General features: G+C 68.9%; 20 protein-coding genes. 11 read left to right on the top strand and 9 right to left on the bottom strand.

Annotated elements, in window-relative coordinates:
• Window positions 1-20 precede the first annotated feature (20 nt).
• A complete protein-coding gene (locus M2421_RS05970) occupies window positions 21-1274 on the top strand; it encodes an ectonucleotide pyrophosphatase/phosphodiesterase (RefSeq protein ID WP_259203986.1) in 1254 nt (417 codons plus the stop codon).
• Between the two features lie 121 nt (window positions 1275-1395).
• Here M2421_RS05970 and M2421_RS05965 read toward each other — a convergent pair whose 3' ends face one another.
• Both M2421_RS05965 and M2421_RS05960 read right to left on the bottom strand, forming a co-directional pair.
• The gene (locus M2421_RS05965) at window positions 1396-1578 is read right to left on the bottom strand and encodes a 30S ribosomal protein THX (RefSeq protein WP_068850363.1); all 183 of its coding nucleotides are present in this window, start codon (window positions 1576-1578) and stop codon (window positions 1396-1398) included.
• Between the two features lie 108 nt (window positions 1579-1686).
• A complete protein-coding gene (locus M2421_RS05960) occupies window positions 1687-2100 on the bottom strand; it encodes a MerC domain-containing protein (protein WP_259203982.1) in 414 nt (137 codons plus the stop codon).
• 162 nt (window positions 2101-2262) lie between these two features.
• On the opposite strand from M2421_RS05960, the gene M2421_RS05955 reads away from it, so the two are divergent.
• From M2421_RS05955 to M2421_RS05925, 7 genes are all read left to right on the top strand, one after another.
• Window positions 2263-4458 carry a TonB-dependent receptor gene (locus M2421_RS05955; RefSeq protein ID WP_259204958.1) on the top strand — a complete coding sequence of 732 codons (2196 nt, stop codon included), beginning with the start codon at window positions 2263-2265 and terminating at the stop codon, window positions 4456-4458.
• A 279-nt stretch (window positions 4459-4737) separates the two neighbouring features.
• Complete coding sequence (locus M2421_RS05950) at window positions 4738-5172, top strand: MarR family winged helix-turn-helix transcriptional regulator (protein WP_259203980.1); 435 nt, start codon at window positions 4738-4740, stop codon at window positions 5170-5172.
• Window positions 5169-6407 carry an MFS transporter gene (locus M2421_RS05945; protein WP_259203979.1) on the top strand — a complete coding sequence of 413 codons (1239 nt, stop codon included), beginning with the start codon at window positions 5169-5171 and terminating at the stop codon, window positions 6405-6407. Before M2421_RS05950 ends, M2421_RS05945 begins: the two co-directional genes overlap by 4 nt.
• Window positions 6408-6506: 99 nt before the next feature.
• Window positions 6507-7073: a TetR/AcrR family transcriptional regulator gene (locus M2421_RS05940; protein ID WP_259203977.1), complete on the top strand. Its 567-nt coding sequence runs from the start codon at window positions 6507-6509 to the stop codon at window positions 7071-7073.
• A complete protein-coding gene (locus M2421_RS05935) occupies window positions 7070-8755 on the top strand; it encodes an MFS transporter (protein WP_310439543.1) in 1686 nt (561 codons plus the stop codon). The genes M2421_RS05940 and M2421_RS05935 overlap by 4 nt, the downstream gene beginning before the upstream one ends.
• Before the next feature lie 8 nt (window positions 8756-8763).
• Window positions 8764-9945 carry an HlyD family secretion protein gene (locus tag M2421_RS05930; protein ID WP_259203974.1) on the top strand — a complete coding sequence of 394 codons (1182 nt, stop codon included), beginning with the start codon at window positions 8764-8766 and terminating at the stop codon, window positions 9943-9945.
• The gene (locus M2421_RS05925) at window positions 9942-10673 is read left to right on the top strand and encodes a hypothetical protein (protein WP_259203971.1); all 732 of its coding nucleotides are present in this window, start codon (window positions 9942-9944) and stop codon (window positions 10671-10673) included. Before M2421_RS05930 ends, M2421_RS05925 begins: the two co-directional genes overlap by 4 nt.
• A gap of 160 nt (window positions 10674-10833) precedes the next feature.
• On the opposite strand, the gene M2421_RS05920 is transcribed toward M2421_RS05925, so the two are convergent.
• Together M2421_RS05920 and gltX are read right to left on the bottom strand one after the other, a co-directional pair.
• Window positions 10834-11319, bottom strand: a complete 486-nt coding sequence (locus M2421_RS05920) for a Fur family transcriptional regulator (RefSeq protein WP_259203970.1) — start codon at window positions 11317-11319, stop codon at window positions 10834-10836.
• Between the two features lie 16 nt (window positions 11320-11335).
• Window positions 11336-12739, bottom strand: coding sequence for a glutamate--tRNA ligase (gene gltX, locus M2421_RS05915; protein ID WP_259203969.1), 1404 nt, complete (start codon window positions 12737-12739; stop codon window positions 11336-11338).
• 334 nt (window positions 12740-13073) lie between these two features.
• Between gltX and M2421_RS05910 the strand changes: the two genes are divergently transcribed.
• Complete coding sequence (locus tag M2421_RS05910; RefSeq protein WP_259203968.1) at window positions 13074-13721, top strand: hypothetical protein; 648 nt, start codon at window positions 13074-13076, stop codon at window positions 13719-13721.
• Window positions 13722-13727: 6 nt separating this feature from the next.
• Here M2421_RS05910 and M2421_RS05905 read toward each other — a convergent pair whose 3' ends face one another.
• The 5 genes from M2421_RS05905 to creB all read right to left on the bottom strand — a co-directional run bounded on the left by M2421_RS05905 (window position 13728) and on the right by creB (window position 19423).
• Complete coding sequence (locus M2421_RS05905; protein ID WP_259203967.1) at window positions 13728-15329, bottom strand: M20/M25/M40 family metallo-hydrolase; 1602 nt, start codon at window positions 15327-15329, stop codon at window positions 13728-13730.
• Window positions 15330-15429: 100 nt separating this feature from the next.
• On the bottom strand, window positions 15430-15840 hold the full coding sequence (locus tag M2421_RS05900; protein WP_259203966.1) for a hypothetical protein: 411 nt from the start codon (window positions 15838-15840) through the stop codon (window positions 15430-15432).
• A gap of 10 nt (window positions 15841-15850) precedes the next feature.
• On the bottom strand, window positions 15851-17170 hold the full coding sequence (gene creD / locus M2421_RS05895; protein WP_259203965.1) for a cell envelope integrity protein CreD: 1320 nt from the start codon (window positions 17168-17170) through the stop codon (window positions 15851-15853).
• A 99-nt stretch (window positions 17171-17269) separates the two neighbouring features.
• Window positions 17270-18730 (bottom strand): two-component system sensor histidine kinase CreC, encoded by a 1461-nt coding sequence (gene creC, locus M2421_RS05890; protein WP_259203964.1) that lies wholly within the window; start codon window positions 18728-18730, stop codon window positions 17270-17272.
• Between the two features lie 3 nt (window positions 18731-18733).
• Window positions 18734-19423 (bottom strand): two-component system response regulator CreB, encoded by a 690-nt coding sequence (gene creB, locus M2421_RS05885; RefSeq protein ID WP_259203963.1) that lies wholly within the window; start codon window positions 19421-19423, stop codon window positions 18734-18736.
• A 45-nt stretch (window positions 19424-19468) separates the two neighbouring features.
• On the opposite strand from creB, the gene rlmJ reads away from it, so the two are divergent.
• Entirely contained in the window at window positions 19469-20326 is an 858-nt protein-coding gene (rlmJ, locus tag M2421_RS05880; protein ID WP_259203962.1) for a 23S rRNA (adenine(2030)-N(6))-methyltransferase RlmJ, read from the top strand.
• Window positions 20327-20421: 95 nt separating this feature from the next.
• Window positions 20422-20967: a GNAT family N-acetyltransferase gene (locus M2421_RS05875; protein ID WP_038689569.1), complete on the top strand. Its 546-nt coding sequence runs from the start codon at window positions 20422-20424 to the stop codon at window positions 20965-20967.
• The last annotated feature ends 156 nt before the right edge of the window (window positions 20968-21123 follow it).

Raw genomic sequence — 21123 nt, 5'->3', positions numbered from 1 at the left:
CCGCGAACTATCATGGCCGGATGATTTCCGTCCGCCTTTCGCTGGCGCTCGCCGCCGCCCTCGCGCTGACCAGTTGTGCCAGCGTTCCCCCAACCCCGCCGCGTGATCCCGGCGCGCCCGTTGCCGCGGCCGCCGCGCCAACCCTGTTGCTGGTCTCCATCGACGGTCTGCGCGCGGACATGCTCGATCGCGGCATCACGCCCAACCTCTCTCGCATCATCGATGGCGGCGTGCGCGCGCGCTGGATGACGCCGTCGTACCCGTCGCTGACCTTTCCCAACCACTACACGCTGGTGACCGGCCTGCGTCCGGACCACCACGGCATCATCCACAACAGCATGCAGGCCGAGGAGCTGGGCACGTTCCGGCTGAGCAAGCGCGAAGCGGTAACCGACCCGCGCTGGTGGGGCGGCGAACCGATCTGGGTGGGGGCGGAGAAGGCCGGCGTGCGCACGGCCACGTGGTCCTGGCCAGGGAGCGAGGCGGCGATCCAGGGCGTGCGCCCAAGTGCGTGGCGCGTGTACGACGCGAGCGTGCCGCTGGACGACCGCGTGGACCAGGTGCTGGCCTGGCTCGGGCGCAGCGACGCGCAGGCACCGCGCCTGGTCACCCTGTACATGGAACAGGTGGACCATGCCGGCCACGACCACGGCCCGGATTCGCCCGCGTACGCCGCGGCCGTCGTCGAGGTGGATGCGGCCGTGGGGCGGCTGCTGGACGGCCTGCAGGCCCGCGGGCTGGAGGCGCGGACCAACGTGATCGTGGTGTCCGACCACGGCATGGCCACTGTCGCCGAAGGCCACACCATCGCCGTCGAGGACATGGTCGATCCGTCGATCGCCAAGGACGTATCGGTGGGGCAGTCGATCGGTTTCGCGCCGTTGCCGGGCAAGCGCCGCGAGGCGGAGAAGACCCTGCTCGGCGCGCATGCGCAGTACGATTGCTGGACCCGGCAGACCCTGCCGGCACGCTGGCACTACGGCAGCAACCCGCGCATTCCCCCGATCATCTGCCAGATGCACGAGGGCTGGAACGCGCTGAGCCGCGCCAGTATCGCCAAGCGCACGCCCGGCAATCGCGGTTCGCACGGCTACGACAACGCGCTGCCGTCGATGCGTGCGGTATTCATTGCGCGCGGTCCGTCGTTCAAGCAGGGCCAGACGTTGCCGGGGTTCGACAACGTGGATGTCTATCCGCTGCTGACCCGCCTGCTCGGCATCCCCGCTGCGCCCAACGACGGCGACCCGCAGACCCTGCTGCCGGCGCTGCGTTGATCGCGCACGAGGCGCCGCGACTGCGCTGGGGGCCGTGATCCGGACCTTGATCCGGCCCTGGAAAAACGGCAAAAAAAAACGCGGCGCAAGCGCCGCGTTTTCTTCGACCCGCCAGGCGGGATCAACCGGCCTTGGCGACAGCCTTCTTGGCAACGGCCTTCTTTGCCGGTGCCTTGGCAACGGTCTTCTTGGCGACCGGCGCAGCTGCGCCCACGGCCACCTTGCTCACCGCGTGCGAGCGCGAATTGCCGTAGCTGGCGTTGTAGCGCTTGCCCTTGGCGGTCTTGCGGTCACCCTTACCCATGTCGTCAACTCCTTAGTCTGAAATCTGATAACCCCGTACTGACACGGGTTCGGCGGGGCCGCCCTCTCAGGCGCCCCCGCGCACGATCTGAAAGCCTACCACAGCGCCTCAATGCGCACAGCTGGCGTCATGGATGTGGCCGTGGTTCAGGCGCAGGTTCACCAGGTGGGCCACGCCCACCAGCACGCCGCCGAGCGTCATCACCACCGCATGCGGCACGGCTGAATGGTGCAGCGGGTCGTATAGCAGCCCGGCCCACAACGCGACCAGGCCGGGCACCAGGAAGCCCAGCGCGCGCAGCGCGCCGTGGCGCCGATAGCCCCAGACCAGGCTGAACAGCCCCAGCAGGGTCACGAAGCTGACCAGCGCCAGTTCCACGCCGTCGCCCAACCAGACCGACAGGCCCAGCGATGGCGCGGCGGCCAGCAAGACCGGCAGCAGGGCGCAGTGCACCGCGCACAGCAGCGAACCGGTGGCACCGAAGCGATCCAGCAGATGACGGACTCGAGCGAACAGGGGCATGACTTCCAGCAGGGTCGGCGAAGCGTTATGGAATAATATAACATCAATCCCGCGCGCACTCCCGCACTCCGCTCCTCCCCCCTGTACCCCCGTGTTCAGCCCCACCCGATGGGATTCGCGCGCCCCACCATTGATACATTGTAACAATTGACGACGGACCCTCTGCCCATGCGTTCTTCCCGCTCCCTCCAGCCCCACGCCCTGTCCCTGGCACTCGCCGCCGCGCTTCTTCCTTCGCTGGCGCTGGCCGCCGACGACGCGGACGGCACCCGCGACCACCACCTGACCGAGCTGTCCGCGGTGAAAGTCACCGCCTCGCCGCTGCAGGGCGATGCCGAATCGCTGGCGCGCCCGGTCGACGTGCTTGCCGGCGAACGCCTGGACGAGCAGAAGGCGGGCACCCTGGGCGACACCGTGGCCAAGCTGCCCGGCGTGCAGAGCACCTTCTTCGGCCCCGGCGTCGGCCGGCCGATCATCCGCGGCCAGGAAGGCCCGCGCGTGGCCGTGTTGTCCAACGGCATGGGCAACATGGACGCCTCCACCGTGAGCGCCGACCACGCCACCAGCATCGAGCCGTTCCTGGCCGACCAGATCGAAGTACTGAAGGGGCCGGCCACGCTGCTGTTCGGCAGCGGCGCGATCGGCGGCGCGGTCAACGTGGTCGATGGCCGCATCGCACGCGAACTGCCCGACCGCCCGCTCAGCGGCCGCGCCGAACTGCGCGGCAATTCGGTCAACGACGAGCGCAGCGGCATGTTCCGCCTGGATGGCGTCAACGGCAACTGGGTGCTGCATGTGGACGGCCTGGTGCGCAATGGCGATGACTACCGCATCCCCGGTTATGCGGTGATCGATGGCCTGGAAGACCACAGCGGCCACGACCATGAGGAAGGCGACACCGATGAACCGCGTCGCGGCCGCCTGGACAACAGTTCCGTGCGCACCCGCGCCGGCGGCGTCGGCGCCACCTGGCTCGGCGAAGGCGGCTACTTCGGTGCGTCGGCCAGCACCTACCGCACCAACTACGGCATCCCCAACGGCGCGCACGTGCATGCCGACGACGACCATGACCACGATCATGACCATGGCGACGAAGAGGAAGAAGGCGACGAGCACGACGTGCGCATCGACATGGTGCAGAACCGCTTCGAAGCCAAGGGCGGCATCTACAACCCGACCTCGTTCCTGAAGAACATCAACCTGCGTACCGCCTACACCGACTACGAGCACGTGGAACTGGAGGCGGGCACGCCGTCCACGCGCTTCACCAACCGCGGCATCGAAGGCCGCCTGGAAGCGGTGCAGCAGCAGATCGGCGGCTGGGACGGCGCGTTCGGCCTGCAGTTCGGCAACGGCGATTTCGGCGCCAGGGGCGAGGAAGCCTTCGTGCCGGATACCAGTACAAAGAACATCGGCCTGTTCGTGCTGCAGGAAAAGCAGTTCGGGCCGTTCAAGCTGGAACTCGGCGGCCGCCACGACCAGGTCAAGCTGGACCCGACCGGCGACTACCGTGCGCGGACGTTCGATGCCACCAACCTGTCCGCGGCCGGCATCTGGACGCTCAACGACGCCGTGGACCTGCGCTTCGGCGTGGACGGCTCCGAGCGCGCACCGACCAACGAGGAGCTGTACGCGGCCGGCGCGCACATCGCCACCCGTTCGCTGGAGATCGGCGACGCCGACCTGAAGACCGAACGCGGCCAGCGCGTGGAACTGGGCATCCACACGCACAGCGACCGCGTGGAATTCTCCGCCTCGATCTACCAGACCACGTTCAAGAACTTCATCTACCTGGCCGACACCGGCGTGGTCGAATCGCTGCCGGTACGCCTGTGGACCCAGCAGGACGCCACTTTCAAGGGCGCCGAGGCCGAAGCGGTGTTCCACCTGTTTGAAGGCGTGGCCGGCGACTGGGACCTGCGCGTGTTCGGTGACTACGTCAAGGCCGAACTGGACGGCAGTGGCAGCCGCAACGTGGACATCGCCGTACCGCACGGCGACCACAACCACAACTACACCGTGGAACTGGCCAACACCGGCTACCTGCCGCGCATCTCCCCGGCCCGTGTCGGTGCCGACCTGCGCTGGTCCCGGGACGGGTGGCGCGCGTCGGTGGGCGCGGTGCGCTACAGCAGCCAGAAGGACGTGGCCCAGAACGAGGACCCGAGCAACGGCTACACGCTGGTGGACGCACACCTCGCCTACCGCTGGGACCGCTCGGACAGCAACAGCTACGAGGTGTTCCTGGACGGCAACAACCTGACCAACCAGGAAGTGCGCCCGCACACCTCGCTGCTGCGCGACTACTCCCCGCTGCCGGGCCGTGGCGTCGCCTTCGGCATCCGCGCCTTCTTCTGATGTCCTCTCCACCACTGGGGTAGTCGCATCACCCCCGGGGGGCCGAAAGGCCCCCTTTTTTTGGGTCCCTCCGTGGTTGGCGGGAGCGCCTCCGATCGGATCTGTCGCGCCGCAAGTCAAGCCCGGTGGCGGCCGGCAGGCCCCTGGGCAAAACAAAGGGGCGGGAACACCGGCTTTTTCTGAGGGCCATGGTGGCCCAGCGCCCGGCCCACCGACGCTGCCTTGACCACTTGCGTGCATATACACGTATGATCGGCCATCCCATCCGGCCGGCCCGCCATGGACCCGCTCAGCGCCAGCCCCTGCACCTGCTTCCGCCTGCGCCGTGCCTCGCGCCAGCTCTCGCAGCTCTACGACGCCCACCTCGCGCCGGCCGGGCTCAGCCTCAACGCCTATTCCATCCTTCGCCGCGCCCCGCAGCCACGCCAGCTCGGTGAACTTGCCGATGCACTCGGCATGGACCGCACCACCCTTACCCGCAACCTCAAGCCCCTGCTCGCCGCCGGATGGCTGGAGGCCACGCGTGGCGACGATGCGCGCCAACGCCTGATTGCCATCACGCCTGCCGGCAAGGCCGTGCTGCGCCGGGCACGCCCGTTGTGGCGGCGCGCGCAGGACGCCGTGGAGGCCACCTTCGGCCCTGCCCCCACCGCACGCCTCAACGCCCTCCTCGACCAGCTCGACCACGCCCTCCCCGCCGGAGAACCCGCATGACCGCCCTGCCCGCCGCACCGCCCGCCCCGCGCATGCATTGGGGCCTGCTCGTCGCCGCCTCCGCCATCCTCATGGTCACCATGGGCGTGCGCCAGACCTCCGGCCTGTACCTGGAGCCCATCCACCGCAGCACCGGCGTCAGCATCGTCGAGATCAGCTTCGCCCTGGCCATCGGTCAGTTCGTCTGGGGCGCGGTGCAGCCGGTGTTCGGTGCCGTGGCCGACCAGCGCGGCGCGCTTCCGGTCCTGCTGTTCGGCGGCGTCCTGCTGGCCGTCGGGCTGCTGCTCGCGCCTTACCTCACCAGCCCGCTCGGCCTCAGCGCCAGTCTCGGCCTGCTGATGGCCGCAGGCGCCGGTGCCGGCAGTTTCTCGGTGCTGATCGGCGCCACCGCCCACCGCCTGCCCGCCGAGAAGCGTTCCTTCGCCGCTGGGCTGATCAACGCCGGTGGCTCGCTCGGCCAGTTCGTGTTCGCCCCGCTGGTGCAATGGATCATCAGCAGCGCCGGCTGGGCACGCGCCATGTCCACCATGGCCGCCATCACCCTGCTCTCGTTGCCGCTGGCCTGGCCGCTGCGGCGTCAGGCCGGGGATCACGCCGCGGCCGCGCAGGCCGGCGATGACGGTGGGCTGCGGGCGCAGCTGCGCGCGGCCCTGCGCGACCGCAGCTACTGGTGCCTGCACCTGGGCTTCTTCACCTGCGGCCTGCACATCGCCTTCCTGGTCACCCACCTGCCCGGCGAAATCGCGCTGTGCAACCTCTCCCCCACCGTCGCCTCCACCTCGATCGCGCTGATCGGCCTGTTCAACATCGCCGGCAGCCTCATCGTCGGCGCGCTTGGCCAGCGCTACCGCATGAAGTACCTGCTGTTCTGGATGTACGCCAGCCGCGCGCTCATGATCGGCGTCTACCTCGTCGCACCGCCCACTCCGCTCACCTTCTACGTGTTCTCCGCCGCGCTCGGGTTCACCTGGCTGGCCACCGTGCCGCCCACCGCCGGCCTGGTCGGCAAGCTGTTCGGCCCGCGCTACCTCGGCACGCTGTTCGGCCTTACCCTGCTCTCGCACCAGCTCGGTGGCTTCTTCGGCGCCTGGCTGGGCGGGGTGGCGCTGGCGCAGTCGGGCAACTACCTGTGGATGTGGTACGCCGACATCGCGCTGGCCGCCATCGCCGCACTGGTCAACCTGCCCATCCGCGAGGCGCGTTACAGCTGCCATGGGGTCGCCGCCCGCGGTTGATTTCACCGCGCGTTGATGTTCCCCAGCCGCCGCCGACCGATGGCCGGTGCGGACGCGCACGGCACTTTCCTCACGGACATGATTGTCCGATCATGTCCCATGACTTCCCAACGTGCCGATGCGGCAGCCCGCCGCGCTCTCATCCTGGACGCCGCCGATGCGGTGTTCGGCCAACACGGCGTCACCGCCCCGCTCGACCTGGTGGTCGAACGCGCACAGGTTGGCCGCGCCACGCTGTACCGCAATTTCCCGGATCGCACGGCACTGGTGGAAGCGCTATTGCAACGCACCGTGGCCCGCATCCAGCGGCAGGTGACCGCCCTGGGCGAACGCGACGACGCGCTGTTCGAGGTGCTGGAGGGCATGGCCGCCCGCATCGTGCAGTCGCCGGCGCTGTCGGACTACTGGCGCGCGGTGGACCCGGACGACCCGGCCATCAAGGCCGCCCGGCAGACCATCTGGGCCCTGCTGGACGCCCCGATCCAGCGCGCGATCAGCGCCGGCCTGTGCCGTCCGGATCTGCAGGCGACGGATGTTTCACTGATCTCGGGCATGCTGGGAGCCGCGTTGCGTGGCAAGTCCCGGGAAGAGCGCGCCAAGCTGGTGGCACGCGCCCTGCAGTTGCTGCGTAGTGGATTGCAGGGACCCATCCGCCCGGAGGACTGATGCCGCAGTACCTCAAACCCATCCCGGACTGGGAAGAGCACGAGAAACCGACCCTGCCCGGTTCGGCGTCGATGCCGTGGCATCCGCCGCATCGGCGCGTGGCGTATGCGCTGGTGGCGTTGCTGGTGGGCATCACCGGCGGCCTCGGCAACGCGCTGGTCACGGCCAACCTGCCCTTCATGCAGGGCCAGCTCGGGCTCACCCCGGCGCAGGGCAGCTGGCTGGTGGCCGCCTATGCGATGGTCAACGTCACCGCCAACCTGCTGGCCTTCAAGTTCCGCCAGCAGTACGGCATCCGCCTGTTCGCCGAGATCGGGCTGGGCCTGTACGCGGCGCTGGCGGTGCTGCACCTGTTCGTCGGCAGCTACGAAACCACGCTGCTGACCCGCGCGGCCAGTGGTTTCGCCGGCGCGGCCTGTAGCACGCTGGGCACGCTGTACATGCTGCAGTCGTTGCCCCGCCGCTACACCGGCAACCTGCTGGTGATCGGCGTGGGCATCTCGCAGCTGGCGGTGCCGCTCGCCTGGCTGGTGTCCCCGGGCCTGGTGGACACCGGCCAATGGCACAACCTGTACCTGTTCGAGGCCGGCCTGGCGCTGTGCGCCTTCGCGGCGGTGGTGCTGCTGAAGCTGCCGCCAGGGGTGCAGATCAAGGCCTTCGAGCCGCTGGACTTCCTCACCTTCGCGCTGCTCGCCCCGGCCGTGGCCTTGCTGGTGATCGTGCTCGCACAGGGCTACGTGCGCTGGTGGCTGGACACGCCCTGGCTGGGCTGGGCGCTGGTGGCCTCCATCACGCTGGCCACCACCGCCTTCGTGATCGAACACTACCGGCGCAACCCGCTGTTGCAGACGCGCTGGCTGGCGAGCCTGCCGGTGCTGCACTTCATCGTGGGTGCGTTCCTGATCCGCTTCCTGACCACCGAACAGTCCTATGGCGTGGTCGGGCTGATGCGCCAGCTCGGCATGGGGCCGGACCAGATGCGGCCGCTGTTCGGCGTGGTGCTGGCCGGCGTGGTCACCGGCATCGCCGCTGCCTCGCTCACCTTCGGGCCGAAGCGGATCATCGCGCAGCTGCTGATGGCCATCCTGCTGCTGGGCAGCGCGGCGCTGCTTGACCAGCACCGCACCAGCCTGGACCGACCGCACGATTTCTACGCCAGCCAGTTCCTCGCCTCGGTCGGCGCGGGCATGTTCATGGGGCCGCTGATCATGCTCGGCATCACCCAGGCCCTGAAGCAGGGCGTGGACCACATGATCACGTTCCTGGTCACGCTGTCGATCACCCAGACACTGGGCGGGCTGGCCGGTTCGGCCGTGCTGGGCACCTACCAGCTGCATCGCGAGCAGGTCTATTCCAGCGCCCTGGTCAGCCAGCTCGACCCCGCCGACGGCGTGGTGGCACAGCGCCTGAAGCAACAGCAGCAACTGTACGCCGGGCTGCTCACCGACCCGGTCCAGCGCAGCGCACAAGGCACCGCGCAGCTGGCGCTCACCACCCGCCGCGAGGCCAACGTGCGCGCCTTCAATGACGTGTTCAGCCTGAGCGGCACCGTCGCGCTGGCCTTCCTGGGCTGGCTGCTGCTGCTCTCGGTGCGCACCGCCGTGCGCAAGCAGTGGCGCAAGCGCCATGCGCCCACGTCCTCCCTTCCTGCCACGGCGCCGTCCACCGCGCCGCCCCGATGAGCCCTGCCATGCCCACCACGCCACCTCGCGACGACAGCGCGCCGGAGAACGTCAATCCGGCCCCACCCACCGATGCCGCCCCGGCCGCCACCAGTGCGGCAGCGGCGCCGGCCAGCGTCCCCAAGTACCTCAAGCCCAGCACGCGCAGCGTGGTGCTGATGGTGGTGGTCGCCCTGCTCGGCATCGCGCTGATCCTGCGCGCCTGGTCGCTGTGGCCGTTCGACAGCACCCGGGTCAGCACCGACAACGCCTATGTGCGCGGGCAGATCACCGTGCTGGCGCCGCAGGTCAACGGCTACGTCACCGAGGTGCTGGTCAAGGACTTCCAGCACGTGACCCGGGGCGAGCCGCTGGTGCGCATCGACGACCGCATCTACAAGGAAAAGGTCGCCCAGGCCCAGGCCGACCTGGACAGCGCCCAGGCGTCGCTGGCCAACTCCGACCAGGCGCAGGCGCAGAACCGCGCGCAGATCGGCGCTGCGCAGGCCAACCTGGTCGCCGGCCAGTCGGAATTGGCGCGGTCGCGCACCGAGCTCAAGCGCTACGAGGAGCTGGCGGCGCAGCAACTGGTCGCGCTCAGCGACCGCGACAAGCTGCGCACCGGCGCGCAGTCCGCACAGGCCGCCGTGCTGCAGTCACAGGCGCAGATCCGCATCGCGGAAGAAACGCTCACCTCCACCCAGGTGGCGCGCAGGAGCCTGGAAGCCAAGGTGGAAACCGCGCAGGCGCAGCTGGAACTGGCCCGGATCGACCTGGCCAACACGGTCATCCACGCCCCGCGCGACGGCCAGGTCAGCGAGGCATCGGTGCGCCTGGGCCAGTACGTCACCGCCGGCTCGCAGCTGTTGTTCCTGGTCCCGGACACACTGTGGGTGGTGGCCAACTTCAAGGAAGGCCAGACCTGGAAGATGCGCATCGGGCAACCGGCCTCGTTCAAGGTGGACGCCTTCGACGGCGAAAAACTGCACGGCCATATCGAACAGATCGCCCCGGCGACCGGCTCGGAGTTCAGCGTGCTGCGCCCGGACAACGCCAGCGGCAACTTCACCAAAGTGGTGCAGCGGCTGCCGATCCGTATTTCCATCGACCCGGACCAGCCACTGGCCAAGCGGCTGCGCCCGGGCATGTCGGTGGTGGTGAAGGTGGATACGGCGGCGGACGGCAGCGACACCGCCGCCGGGCGCCGATGAAGTTCACCGCGCTGGCGCAGAAAGCGGCCAAGGGCAGCGCGCCCGCGGCCTATGGCGGGGCGCTGGAGGTGGAGCACCTGATCGCCTTCGCCATCGAGCATGGTGGCGCTGGCGCGGCCGAGATCGAACGCGTGTGCGTCCTGCACGGGTGGCTGGACGACGGTCTGCTGGCCGACGGCACGCGCGTGGTGCCGTTCGCGCGCTGGGCCAGGGCCTGCGCGGCCTATGCGCGCGAGGGCGTAGCCGGGTTACGCCCCCTGCTGGAGGACCCGGTGATGGCCACCTTCGCCATCGGCGTGCTCGAACAGGTGCGCAGCCGCGATGCCGTCGCCGCGCTGCTTGCCTGCTGCGAGCGTGCCGACTGGCGAACGAGCGATGCCGATGCCGCGCCGTGGAAGGCGCTGACTGCCTTGAACATCCTGCTTTCCTTCGACGACAGCGTGCCGGTCGATGATAGGCTGCAGCACGCGCTGTACGAGACGGTGCGGAAGGCATGGAGCGCAACCTCGCCTGCGCACCTCAAGGCAACGGCGCTGTATGCCTTGCGCGGTGCCCCGCTTGCCGCGTCGCTGGCATGGGCCGACGCGCTGGCAGTGGACGATGCGACGCTCGTGTCGGCCAGGAAGATCGTCCTCAAAAGCCTCCAGCGCCGCCTGGCACCAGGCTATGCAGCGCCAAGTGCGCGCAACAGACGCGAGATGGCGAAGGCACGCGGCCGGGCCACCTGATCCGCACGGGTCGGCCACGCACGGGGTGGCTCCACGAGCACGTTCGGCCCCGGCGGCGGTCATCGCACGCAACGCGCCCCATGAAAAAGCCGCGCAATGCGCGGCTTCATTCCGTCAGGATCGGGGCGACCTGGGGTCGGCCCCTTGTCGCCAGCGCGGCTTACCCCGCGCAGCGCGCGCACAGGCCGTGCACTTCCAGCGTCTGCGCCTGCGGCTGGAAGCCCAGTTCCTTGGCGCGTTTTTCCAGCTGGCTGACGATCTCGCGGTCTTCCAGCTCCACCGCGCTGTGGCAGCTGTTGCAGATCAGGAACGGCACCGAATGCTGCGCGCTGCTGGGGTGGTGGCAGGCCACGAATGCGTTCACCGATTCGAGCTTGTGCACGAAGCCGTTGGCCATCAGGAAATCCAGCGCGCGGTAGACGGTGGGCGGCGCATCGGCACCGACCCCCTTGCCGTTGCGCACCCATTCAAGCAGCTCGTAGGCCTTGACCGGCTTGCCGGCCTCGGCGATCAGCCGCAGCACGTTGGCGCGGATCGGGGTCAGGCGCAGCCCGCGTTCCGAGCACACGCGCTCCACCACCTTCACGAAGTCGGATGCGTCGTGGACGTGGTGGTGCGGGGCGGTACAAGCGGTTTTGGCAGGCATGCGCGGTCTCCTGTGGTCAGGCCGTCGGTACTTTAGTGAGTGCGACGTCGATGCGTTTCAAGGCCTCTTCACGCCCGGCCAGGAACACGGTCTGGGAGATGTCCGGGCTGACCTGGGTACCGGTGATGGCCACGCGCAGCGGCTGGGCGACCTTGCCCATGCCGATCTCCAGCGCCGTGGCGACGTCGTGCAGGGCGGCCGAGACGCTCTCCACCGTCCATTCCCCGGCGGCGCCCAACAGCTCGCGGGCCTTGCCCAGCGCCAGTTCCGCGCCCGGCTTGAAGTGCTTGGCCACCGCCGCCTCGTCGTACTCGGTCAGCGGCTGGTACCAGACCACCGCCTTCTCGGCCATTTCCTTCAGGGTCTGCACGCGGTCGCGCAGCGCCAGCACCACGTCGGCCGGCGCCGGGCCGGCGGCCAGATCCAGGCCCAGCTTGTTCAGCTGGTAGACCAGGTGCGGGGCGATGCTGCTCGGCGCCTCGGTCTTCAGGAAGTGCTGGTTGACCCAGCCCAGCTTGGCCATGTCCAGGCGCGCGGCCTTGGAGTTGCAGTTGGTTACGTCAAACAGATCGATCAGTTCCTGGCGGCTGAACAGCTCCTGGTCGCCATGCGACCAGCCCAGCCGGGCCAGGTAGCTGAGCAGCGCGTCGGGCAGGTAGCCGGCGTCCTTGTACTGCATGACATCGGCCGCGCCGGTGCGCTTGGACAGCTTGGCGCCCTGCTCGTCCAGGATCATCGGCATGTGGCCGAACTTCGGCACGGGGGCGCCGATGCCTTCGTACAGGTTGATCTGGCGCGGGGTGTTGTTGATGTGGTCGTCGCCGCGGATGACCTCGCTGATGCGCATGTCCCAGTCGTCCACCACCACCGCGAAGTTGTAGGTGGGGAAGCCGTCCGGACGGAAGATGACCATGTCGTCCAGCTCGCTGTTGGCGATCTCGATGCGGCCCTTGATCAGGTCGTCGAACACCACCGTGCCCTCGAGCGGGTTCTTGAAGCGGATCACGCGGTTCGGGTCGTCCCGGTAGGGCAGGCCCAGATCACGCGCGGCACCGTTGTAGCGCGGCTTTTCCTGCTTGGCCATGGCGGCCTCGCGCATCGCGTCCAGTTCCTCGCGGGTTTCGTAGGCGTAGTAGGCCTTGCCGTCGGCGACCAGCTGCTCGGCCACTTCCAGGTAGCGGGCCACGCGCTGGGTCTGGTAGATCGGGCCTTCGTCATAGCCCAGGCCGAGCCAGTCCATCGCCTCCAGGATGGCATCGATCGCGCCCTGGGTGCTGCGCTCCCGGTCGGTATCCTCGATGCGCAGCACGAACTCGCCGCCACGGTGACGGGCTTCCAGCCAGCAGTACAGCGCGGTGCGGGCCCCGCCAATGTGCAGGTAGCCGGTGGGACTGGGGGCGAAGCGGGTGCGGCAGGTCATGGAAGGCTCGGAGGACGAAGCGGGAATCCCGGCAATTTTACCCGCCCGGGCCCTGCACTGCCTAAATCAGAAAAATCCGACTGTTACGGCGGCTGTGCGGGTGGTTTCATGCCGGAACCTTCCTCGCCGAGCCAGGCCATGCCCCTGATGCGCCCTGCGTCCCTGTCGTGCCTGGCCACGGTGCCCTCCGGGTTGCCCCCTCCGCCGCGTGCCGGATAGCAGGAGGCAAGGCCGGGCCGAGGCCGGCACGGCGCCCCGCATCCTGCGATGTCCGCTGAGGGCCCAGTACGACCGCCCGATACGAGTTGACCTGCCTATGCACAAGGAGTGCCCCTTGCCGCTATCCCGTACCCGTTTTTCCCTCGTCATGACCGCGCTGCTGCTGGCCGGCTGCCACGATGTGACACCGCAGAATGCGGTCGCTACCGACAATGCCGTTGCGCCACCGGGCGAATGGCAGGCTGATCGCGACACGGCGGCCGGTGGCAGGGCGGCCCCCGTGGCCGCCGCAGCTGCCACCGCGCCGATGGCCGGCGCGCGTACCGCGCTGGCCGCCCCCGCGCTGGTCCAGGACGGCCACGTCAGGTCCGAGGCGATGGATGCCCTGCTCGACGATCCGGCCCTGTGGGACGCCCAGGTGGCCGACTGGCAACGACGCTACGCGACCGACGCGACGGCGCAGCACCGCCGCCAGGAACACCTGGACGCGCTGAAGCTGCGCCTGCGCCAGGCCACCACCAGCTCCCAGCTGCAGGCGTTCGACTGTTCGCCGCAGCTGTGCCTGCTGGGCATCACCCTGATGCCCGACGAAGCGGAGGCGATGACCGGCGCGCTGACCGATACCGTCGCCGGGCAGCCGCCCATCTACGCCGCCGCCGTGCGCCGGCAACGCAGCGGCGGCACCGCAGGCGGCGCGGCGCTGTACCGCGCGGTCATCTCGGTGGACCCGAGCCTCCGCGGCTATTCGGTGCAGACGCGCTGACGGTGCTCAGGGCGCCAGCAGCGCCTTGCGCGGCATCTTCTCATCGCGCATCGCCGCGTTGTACACGAACGAGGCCACGATCGCCGCGGCCTGCTTGAGGTCCTCCGGCTCGGCGTGGTCCCAGGTGTCCAGGTTGCTGTGGTGCACGTTGGTGAAGTAGTCCAGCCGATCCTGGATGAACTGGAAGCCCGGCAGGCCAACCCGGTCGAAGGCGATGTGGTCGGTGCTGCCGGTGTTGCGGGTGGCCACGGTGGTCGCGCCCACGTCATGGAACGGCGCCAGCCACGCCTCGAAGATCGGCACCGCGGCCAGGTTCTCCTGGGCGTAGATGCCCCTGAAACGACCCGAGCCGTTGTCCATGTTGAAGTACACCGAGAATTTGTCGTAATCGCGCTGGCGCTGCAGCGCGCCGGTCGGCTCGCGCATCGAGGCCGGCAGCTGCTTCTGCGCGGGATCGGTCGGTTCGGGGTAGCGCGCGAAGTGCCTGGCCACATGGTCCTGCGAGCCCACCAGGCCCTGTTCTTCGCCACTCCACAGCGCCACGCGGATCGTGCGCTTCGGCTTGGCCCCCACGGCCTTGAGAATACGCATGGCCTCCATCATCACCGCCACGCCGGCGGCGTTGTCGGCCGCCCCGGTGCCGGTGTGCCAGGAATCCATGTGCGCGCCGAGCATGACGATTTCGTCGGCCTTGCTGCTGCCGCGGATCTCGGCCAGCGTGTTGTAGCCGGGCTGGTCCTGCGCATCGGTGAAGCGGGCTTCCACGTTGACCCGCAGTTTGACCGGCTGCTTCTGCTCGACCGCACGCACCAGCGGGTTGTAATGCTCGGCCATCATCGCCAGTTCGGGCACGCCGACCGGCTCGCCCGCCTTGCGCGAACCGCCGCCGCCGACGCGGATGATGCCGTTGTCCCAGCCACTGATGCTGATCGTGGCCAGCACGCCCTGCTCGGCGAAGAAGGCGTTGGTGGCACGCGTGAGTTCCTGCTTCTCCAGGTACTCCTTGGCCTTTTTCGCGCGGTCCGCCTTGGCGTCGGCCACGTCCTTGGGCACCGCGAACACCTGCAGCTCGGCCAGGCCGGCATCATCATGGCGGTGCGAATCGGACTGGCTGGCGCGCGCGTAATCGCGTGCATCGTTGAGCAACAGGATCTTGCCGGTCAGCGTGCCCTTGTACTGCGCCAGGTCGGCGATCTTCTTGATGTCGACCTTGACCACTTCGCCTTCGACGGTGCCGTTGGTGCCCGGCGTCCACGCCTTGGGCAGCGCGTACAGCGGTGCCACGCGCGGGCCGAGCATCTCCACGCTGGCGTTGCTGAACTCCCAGCCGCGACCGAATGCGTCGAACGCCTCGTCGTGCACGTTGACCAGGCCCCACTCGGTGAACTTGCCGCGACTCCAGCGGTTGGCCTCGGCCATGGCCGGGGAGTTGGTCAGGCGTGGCCCGATCCGTTCGGTGAGGTGGCTGAAGGTGGCCATCACCTGCGAGCGGTGGAACGCTTCCTGCCGAATGCGGCCGACCATGTCCAGGTCCACCGTCTCGCGCTGCTGCGCCATTGCATTGCCACCCATCGCCAGCGCTACCGCCAGCACGCCCCACTTCAGCACATTCCACCCCGGCCCTTCGGCTTGGCTTGTTCAAGACCTCGAGTCTAGCCAGCCGGCGCGCCGCGCCCCCGTCCCATCGGTCATGGGCGTGCGACGCCGCTCAGCCGTTCCAGCCCAGCCAGAGCTGTGCCTGTGCGGGCAACAGCAGCAGCCAGTGCCGGCGGTCCACGCTGGTGCAACCGAACACCGACGCATGCGCCGGCCAATCGGCAGGCAAGCCGGCGATGCCGATCTCACGCAACGCCGCGCTGCCGGCCTGCCATGCACGGTAACGCGGCACCCGGCCAGCCACCGCGCCGCGTCCCTGCCGCGCCCCGCTCAACCAGGCCAACCCCTGCCGCTGCACGCCGTCGCAGGTGCGCTCGGCGAGCTTGAAGCGGACCAGGCCGGGGGCGATACGCGCCCCCGGCAAGGCCGCCAGCACGCCACTGGCCTGCAGCAGCGCATCCACTTCCAGCAGCGCGGGAATGCCCTGCCCCGCCCGTTGCCGCAACCCCTGGCGCCAGCTCATGTCGTGCTCCTTACTTGAGGCTGGCGCCGACTTCGTACCAGTCGATCCTGCGGGTGATCCACATCGCCGTGGCCAGCACGCCGAACAGCAGCAGCGAGCCCATCAGCAGCGCGTTGTTCTCCGAAATCAGCAGGCCGTACAGCGCGCCGTACAGCACGGTGAGCATGCCGGCAAACCCCAGCCCGCGTGCCCAGCTCTTCAATACCCCGGACAGGTACACCGCCTGCACCCCGATGCACGCCACGGCCGAGGCCACGTAGGCCAGCCAGAACGGAATGTGCTCGGACAGGCTGAGCAGCAGCAGGAAGAAGATCGCCAGCGCCAGGCCCACCATCAGGTACTGCAGCGGATGGATGCGCAGGCGCTTGATCAGCTCGAACAGGATGAAACCCACGAACGTAAGCAGGATGAACAGGATGCCGTACTTGCTGGCGCGATCGGCCTGGGTGTAGATGTCCACCGGGTTGACCAGCTCGACGCTGACCGTTTCCGGATCGACGTCGGTGTTCTCGCGCAACTGGCGCTGCGCCTGCGATGCCAGCGACGACACCGCCCACTGCGCCTCGAAGCCCTGCTCGCCGACCGTGCGCTGGTTGGGCAGGAAGCTGCCACCAAACGACGGATGCGGCCACGGCGACTGGATGGCGATGCGGCTGTCGTCGCCCACCGGCACCACGGCCAGCGAACGGGTGCCATCCAGCACCAGGCCCAGCTCCACCTTGCTGCCCTTGAGCACGCCGCCGGCACTGTCGTCGAAGCCACGCAACGGCACATGCAGGCCCTTGCCCATCCCGGTAACGTCGCCGATGCCCGGCTGCAGGGTCAGTGCCGTGCCATCGACCTGCAGCCGGGGCGAACCGACCAGGCCGCGCACGTCGGCGATGCCCACGGCCAGGTACGGCGTGCCGTACACGCGGCCTTGCTTGATCGGGTAATCGTCGTCAGCAAACTCGGCGCTGATCTTCGCGGTCCAGCTGTACACCGGCACCCGGAACAGGCCGATGCGGCGCTCGTCCGGCTGCATGCGGCCGTCCACCTGCAGCCTGGACGGCATCTGCAACCAGTGGCCCTGCTCGGTCTGCACGCCCTTGGTCGTGTTGCCGGCCGCGTCCACCACTTCCACCTCGCGCGTCTCGGTCCACGGCACCACGCGCACCGGGCCGGTCAGCGTCTGCGCGCCCGCGCGGCTCTGCGACACGCGAAGGTACGCCTCGTCACGGTAGGACTGGCGCTCGCTGATCACGCCCTTGATCATCATCAGGGGAATCAGCAGCAACAGGATCAGCCCGCCGACAATGGCGAACCGCAACAGCATCTTCAGGGATTTCATGGCCCGTCCTCGGTTGGGAGGGGGCCAGCTTCGGCGGTGGCGGTGTGCGGGGTTTGTGCTGAGTTTGAAGTCTGTGTGAAGTGCGCGCCCCGCCAGGGCTCAGCGCCGGATCGGCGCAGCCGGGCCGCGCCACGGCAGCCACAGCGAAGCGATGGCGCCGCCGCCTTCGCGGTTGCGCAACTGCGTGCGCCCACCATGCAACCGCGCCACTTCCTGCACGAACGACAGCCCCAGCCCGGAACTGCGCAGGCCGGTGGCCGGGCGCGCCAGCGAATAGAAACGTTCGAACACCCGCTCCAGCGCGTAGTCGGGCACGCCGCTGCCACGGTCGGCCACGCGCAGCACCACGCCGTCGCCATCGCGCGCGGCGCTGAGCTGCACGCAGGAGGCGGCCCCTGAGAACGCCAGCGCGTTCTCCAGCAGGTTGTTCACCGCCTGGCGCAACAGGTAGCCATCGCCCTGGATCACCAGGCCGTCGGGCACCTCCACCTGCAGTTGCACCTCGGCACCCTGCGCGCGCACCGCCACCGCATCGGCGGCGCTGCGCAACAGCACGCCCAGGTCGATCGGCTCGCGCTTCTGCAGCCAGCCGTGCTGCTCCACCTCGGCCAGCGCCAGCAGCTTGTCGATGGTTTCGGTGAGGCGCTGCTCCTGGCCCTGGATGCTGCGTGCGAAGTGCACGCGGTCGGCATCGGGCAGCGGTTCCTGCAGCAGCTCGGCAGCGCCGCGGATGGCGGCCAGCGGGCTTTTCATCTCGTGGGTCAGCGACTGCACGTACTGCTCGACGTAGGCCTTGCCTTCCAGCTTGCGCCGCATCGTCTCCAGCGCCTGGCCGAGGTCGCCGATCTCGTCGCGGCGCGGTTTCGGCGGCGGCACCGGCTCGCCGGCGCTGACGGCCTTGGCATAGCGGTTGAGCCGGTTGACCCCGTGCATCAGCCAACCGGTCATCAGCAGCCCGATCAGCGCCGACAGGCCGATCAACCACGCCCCGCGCTTCATGATGGCGCGCTGGCTGGCGGCAATGAACGGATCGATGCTGCGGTTGGGCTGGGCCAGGCTGAGCACGCCGATCAGGCGCCTGGCGTCGGCCGGGTCGTGGATCGGCGCGGCCACGTGCATTACCGAATGGGTGTCGTCACCGGGGACTTCCGGGCTGGAACGGGCGCCATACTCGCCACGCAGGGTGCGGTAGACATCGTTCCAGCGCGAGTTGTCGCGGCCGATGCCCTTCCCGGTGGAGTCGTAGATCACGATGCCCCTGGCATCGGTGATGGTCACCTGGTAGTCGAGCGTGCGTTTGGGGAAACGCCACACCATCGCCTTGGGGTCGCGGCGCTGCGCACGGGCCAGGTTGGCCACGAAGGTACCGTTGCGGATCGTGCCGGCCTTGACGTCGGCGGCGGCCATCTCGGCCAGTACGTTGGCCGCATCGACCAGGGTCGACTCCATTGCCTGGCGCACGCCGGGCTTCACTTCGTTGACGAAGATACGCATCACGAAGAACGCGGCGATGCCCACGATCAGGAAGAAGCCGAGGAACAGCTTGAGGCCGAGCCGCATCGCTCAGCCCTCCAGCGCGTAACCGAGGCCGCGATGGGTGCGGATCGGGTCGGGGTCGGCCCCGGCGGCACGCAGCTTGGCGCGCAGCGTCTTGACGTGGGTATCGACGGTGCGGTCGGCGCTGTCGGCGTCGGTGTCCCAGCCGCGGTCCATCAACTGGGCACGGCTGAGGATCGCCCCGGGCCGCTGCAGCAAGGCGGCCATCAGCGCATATTCGTAACGGGTCAGCTCGAGCGGTTGCTCGGCAAAGCGGATGCGGCGCCCTTCGCGATCGATCGCAAAGCGCCCGTGCTGCTGCCAGCCGCCCTGATCGGCCGGGGCACTGCTGCGACGCAGGCGCGCGCGCACCCGGGCCACCAGCTCGCGTGGCGAGAACGGCTTGGCCATGTAATCGTCCGCGCCCAGCTCCAGGCCCAACACGCGGTCGAACTCGTCGTTGCGCGCGGTCAGGAAGATCACCGGCACCTCGCTGAAGGTGCGCAGGCTGCGACACACCTCGAACCCGCTCATGTCCGGCAGGCCCACGTCCAGCACCACCACGTCGAAGGCCTGCTGGCGCAGGGCATCCAGCGCACCGCCACCGAGCAGGCAGTGCTGGGCGCCATAGCCCTCGCTGCGCAGGGCGTACAGCACGGTGTCGGCGATGGCGGTTTCGTCCTCGACGACCAGGACGTTGTGCAGGGGGCGGTTCATGCGCGCAGCATAGCCGCTGGGCCCGCCGCCCCGTACACTGCGCCGATGAATTACCGCCACGCCTTCCATGCCGGCAACCATGCCGATGTGCTCAAGCACATCGTGCAGCTTGCCCTGCTCGACACCTTCAAGCGCAAGGACAGCCCGTTCTTCGTGCTGGACACCCACGGCGGCGCGGGCCGCTACCTGCTGGCCAGCGAGGAAAGTCGCAAGACCCTGGAGGCCGAGGACGGGGTGATGCGGCTGATGGCCCAGCCGGCGCTGCCGGCGGTGATCGAGCGCTATCTCAAGGCGGTCCAGGCCGACAACCCGGTCGGGGCGATGATCAGCTACCCCGGCTCGCCGCTGCTGACCGCCCAGACCCTGCGGGAGCAGGACCGCATGGCGGTCTGCGAGGTCCAGGACGACGAGGCGGCCTCGCTGAAGGCCCTGTTTGCCCATGACAGCCGCGTGGCGGTCTACCACGCCGACGGCTATGCCCAGAACAGAGCCCTGCTGCCGCCCAAGGCCAACGGCGTGAAGATCGGCCGCGGGCTGGTCCTGATCGACCCGCCCTACGAAGGCCAGGACGCCGAGTACCAGGCCATCCTGGCCTCGGTGACCGAGATCCTGGGGCGCTGGCCGCAGGCCAGCTTCGCGGTCTGGTTCCCGATCAAGCAACGCCGCACCATCCTGCACTTCCTGCGCAAGGCCTGTGCCCTGCCGGTGAAGTCGGTACTGACCGCCGAGCTGCTGATCCGTCCGGACGATTCACCGCTGCGGCTCAATGGCAGCGGCATGCTGCTGCTCAATCCGCCGTGGCAGTTCGACCAGGTCCTGGCCCCGGCGATGCCGGCGCTGAAGCAGTTCCTGGGCGAAGCCGGTGCCAGCACCCGCCTGCAGTGGCTCAAGCAGGCCGAATGAGCGCCCTTTCGCGCCCCTGAACGGCGTGAGCGTTCCGTTCACGGAACCGCCCCCCGGGGATGCGAGAATCCGAAGACCACCTAGGAATCACCGGTATGGCTACCCGTAACCGCATGCCGCCCTGGCACGAGATTTTCAAGGCACCCAGTGGCCACGAGCTGCTGATCCGCCCGATCCGCCCCGAAGACGGGGCACCGCTGCACGCGGCCTTCAGCCTGTTCGGTCCGGAGGAGATCCGCGACCGTTTCCTGCAGTCGGTAACCGAACTGTCGCCGGAAACCACCCAGCGCCTGACCCATCCCAATCCCAAGAGCGAGATCACCCTGGTCGCGGCCGAGTCCCTGCCCGCCGGTGAAGCCGTGGTCGGGGCGGTCGCACGCGCGTCGATCATCCAGGGCACCCGCGAAGCGGAGTACGCCATCCTGGTCAGCCGCTTCCTGGTCGGCCAGGGCCTGGGCCGCCAGCTGATGCGCAAGCTGGTCAAATGGGCGCGCGGCAAGTACCTGGACCGCCTGTATGGCGATGTCGCCGAAGAGAACGAGCCGATGAAGCAGCTGGCTGCATCGCTGGGCTTCAAGCCGGTACCGCATCCGCAGGGCACGCCCGGGTTGGTGCGCATGGTGCTCGAACTCGACAGTTGAGGTCGCGCCGGCCGTGGGCCGGCGATGCAGCGCGTAGTCGCGCACAGCCCCACGGTCTGCTGCGCAGACTGCGGGCTGCGGCTCACCGGCACCCAGATCCCCGCGCCTGTCGGCCAGCCTCCTTGGCTCAAGGGGGCTGTGCCACCAGACAGGCCA

The sequence above is a fragment of the Stenotrophomonas sp. BIGb0135 genome, assembly GCF_024810105.1.
Taxonomy (GTDB): domain Bacteria; phylum Pseudomonadota; class Gammaproteobacteria; order Xanthomonadales; family Xanthomonadaceae; genus Stenotrophomonas; species Stenotrophomonas maltophilia_AB.
Note: the sequence above shows the minus strand (reverse complement) of the source record. Positions and strands in the feature narration are given on the sequence as shown.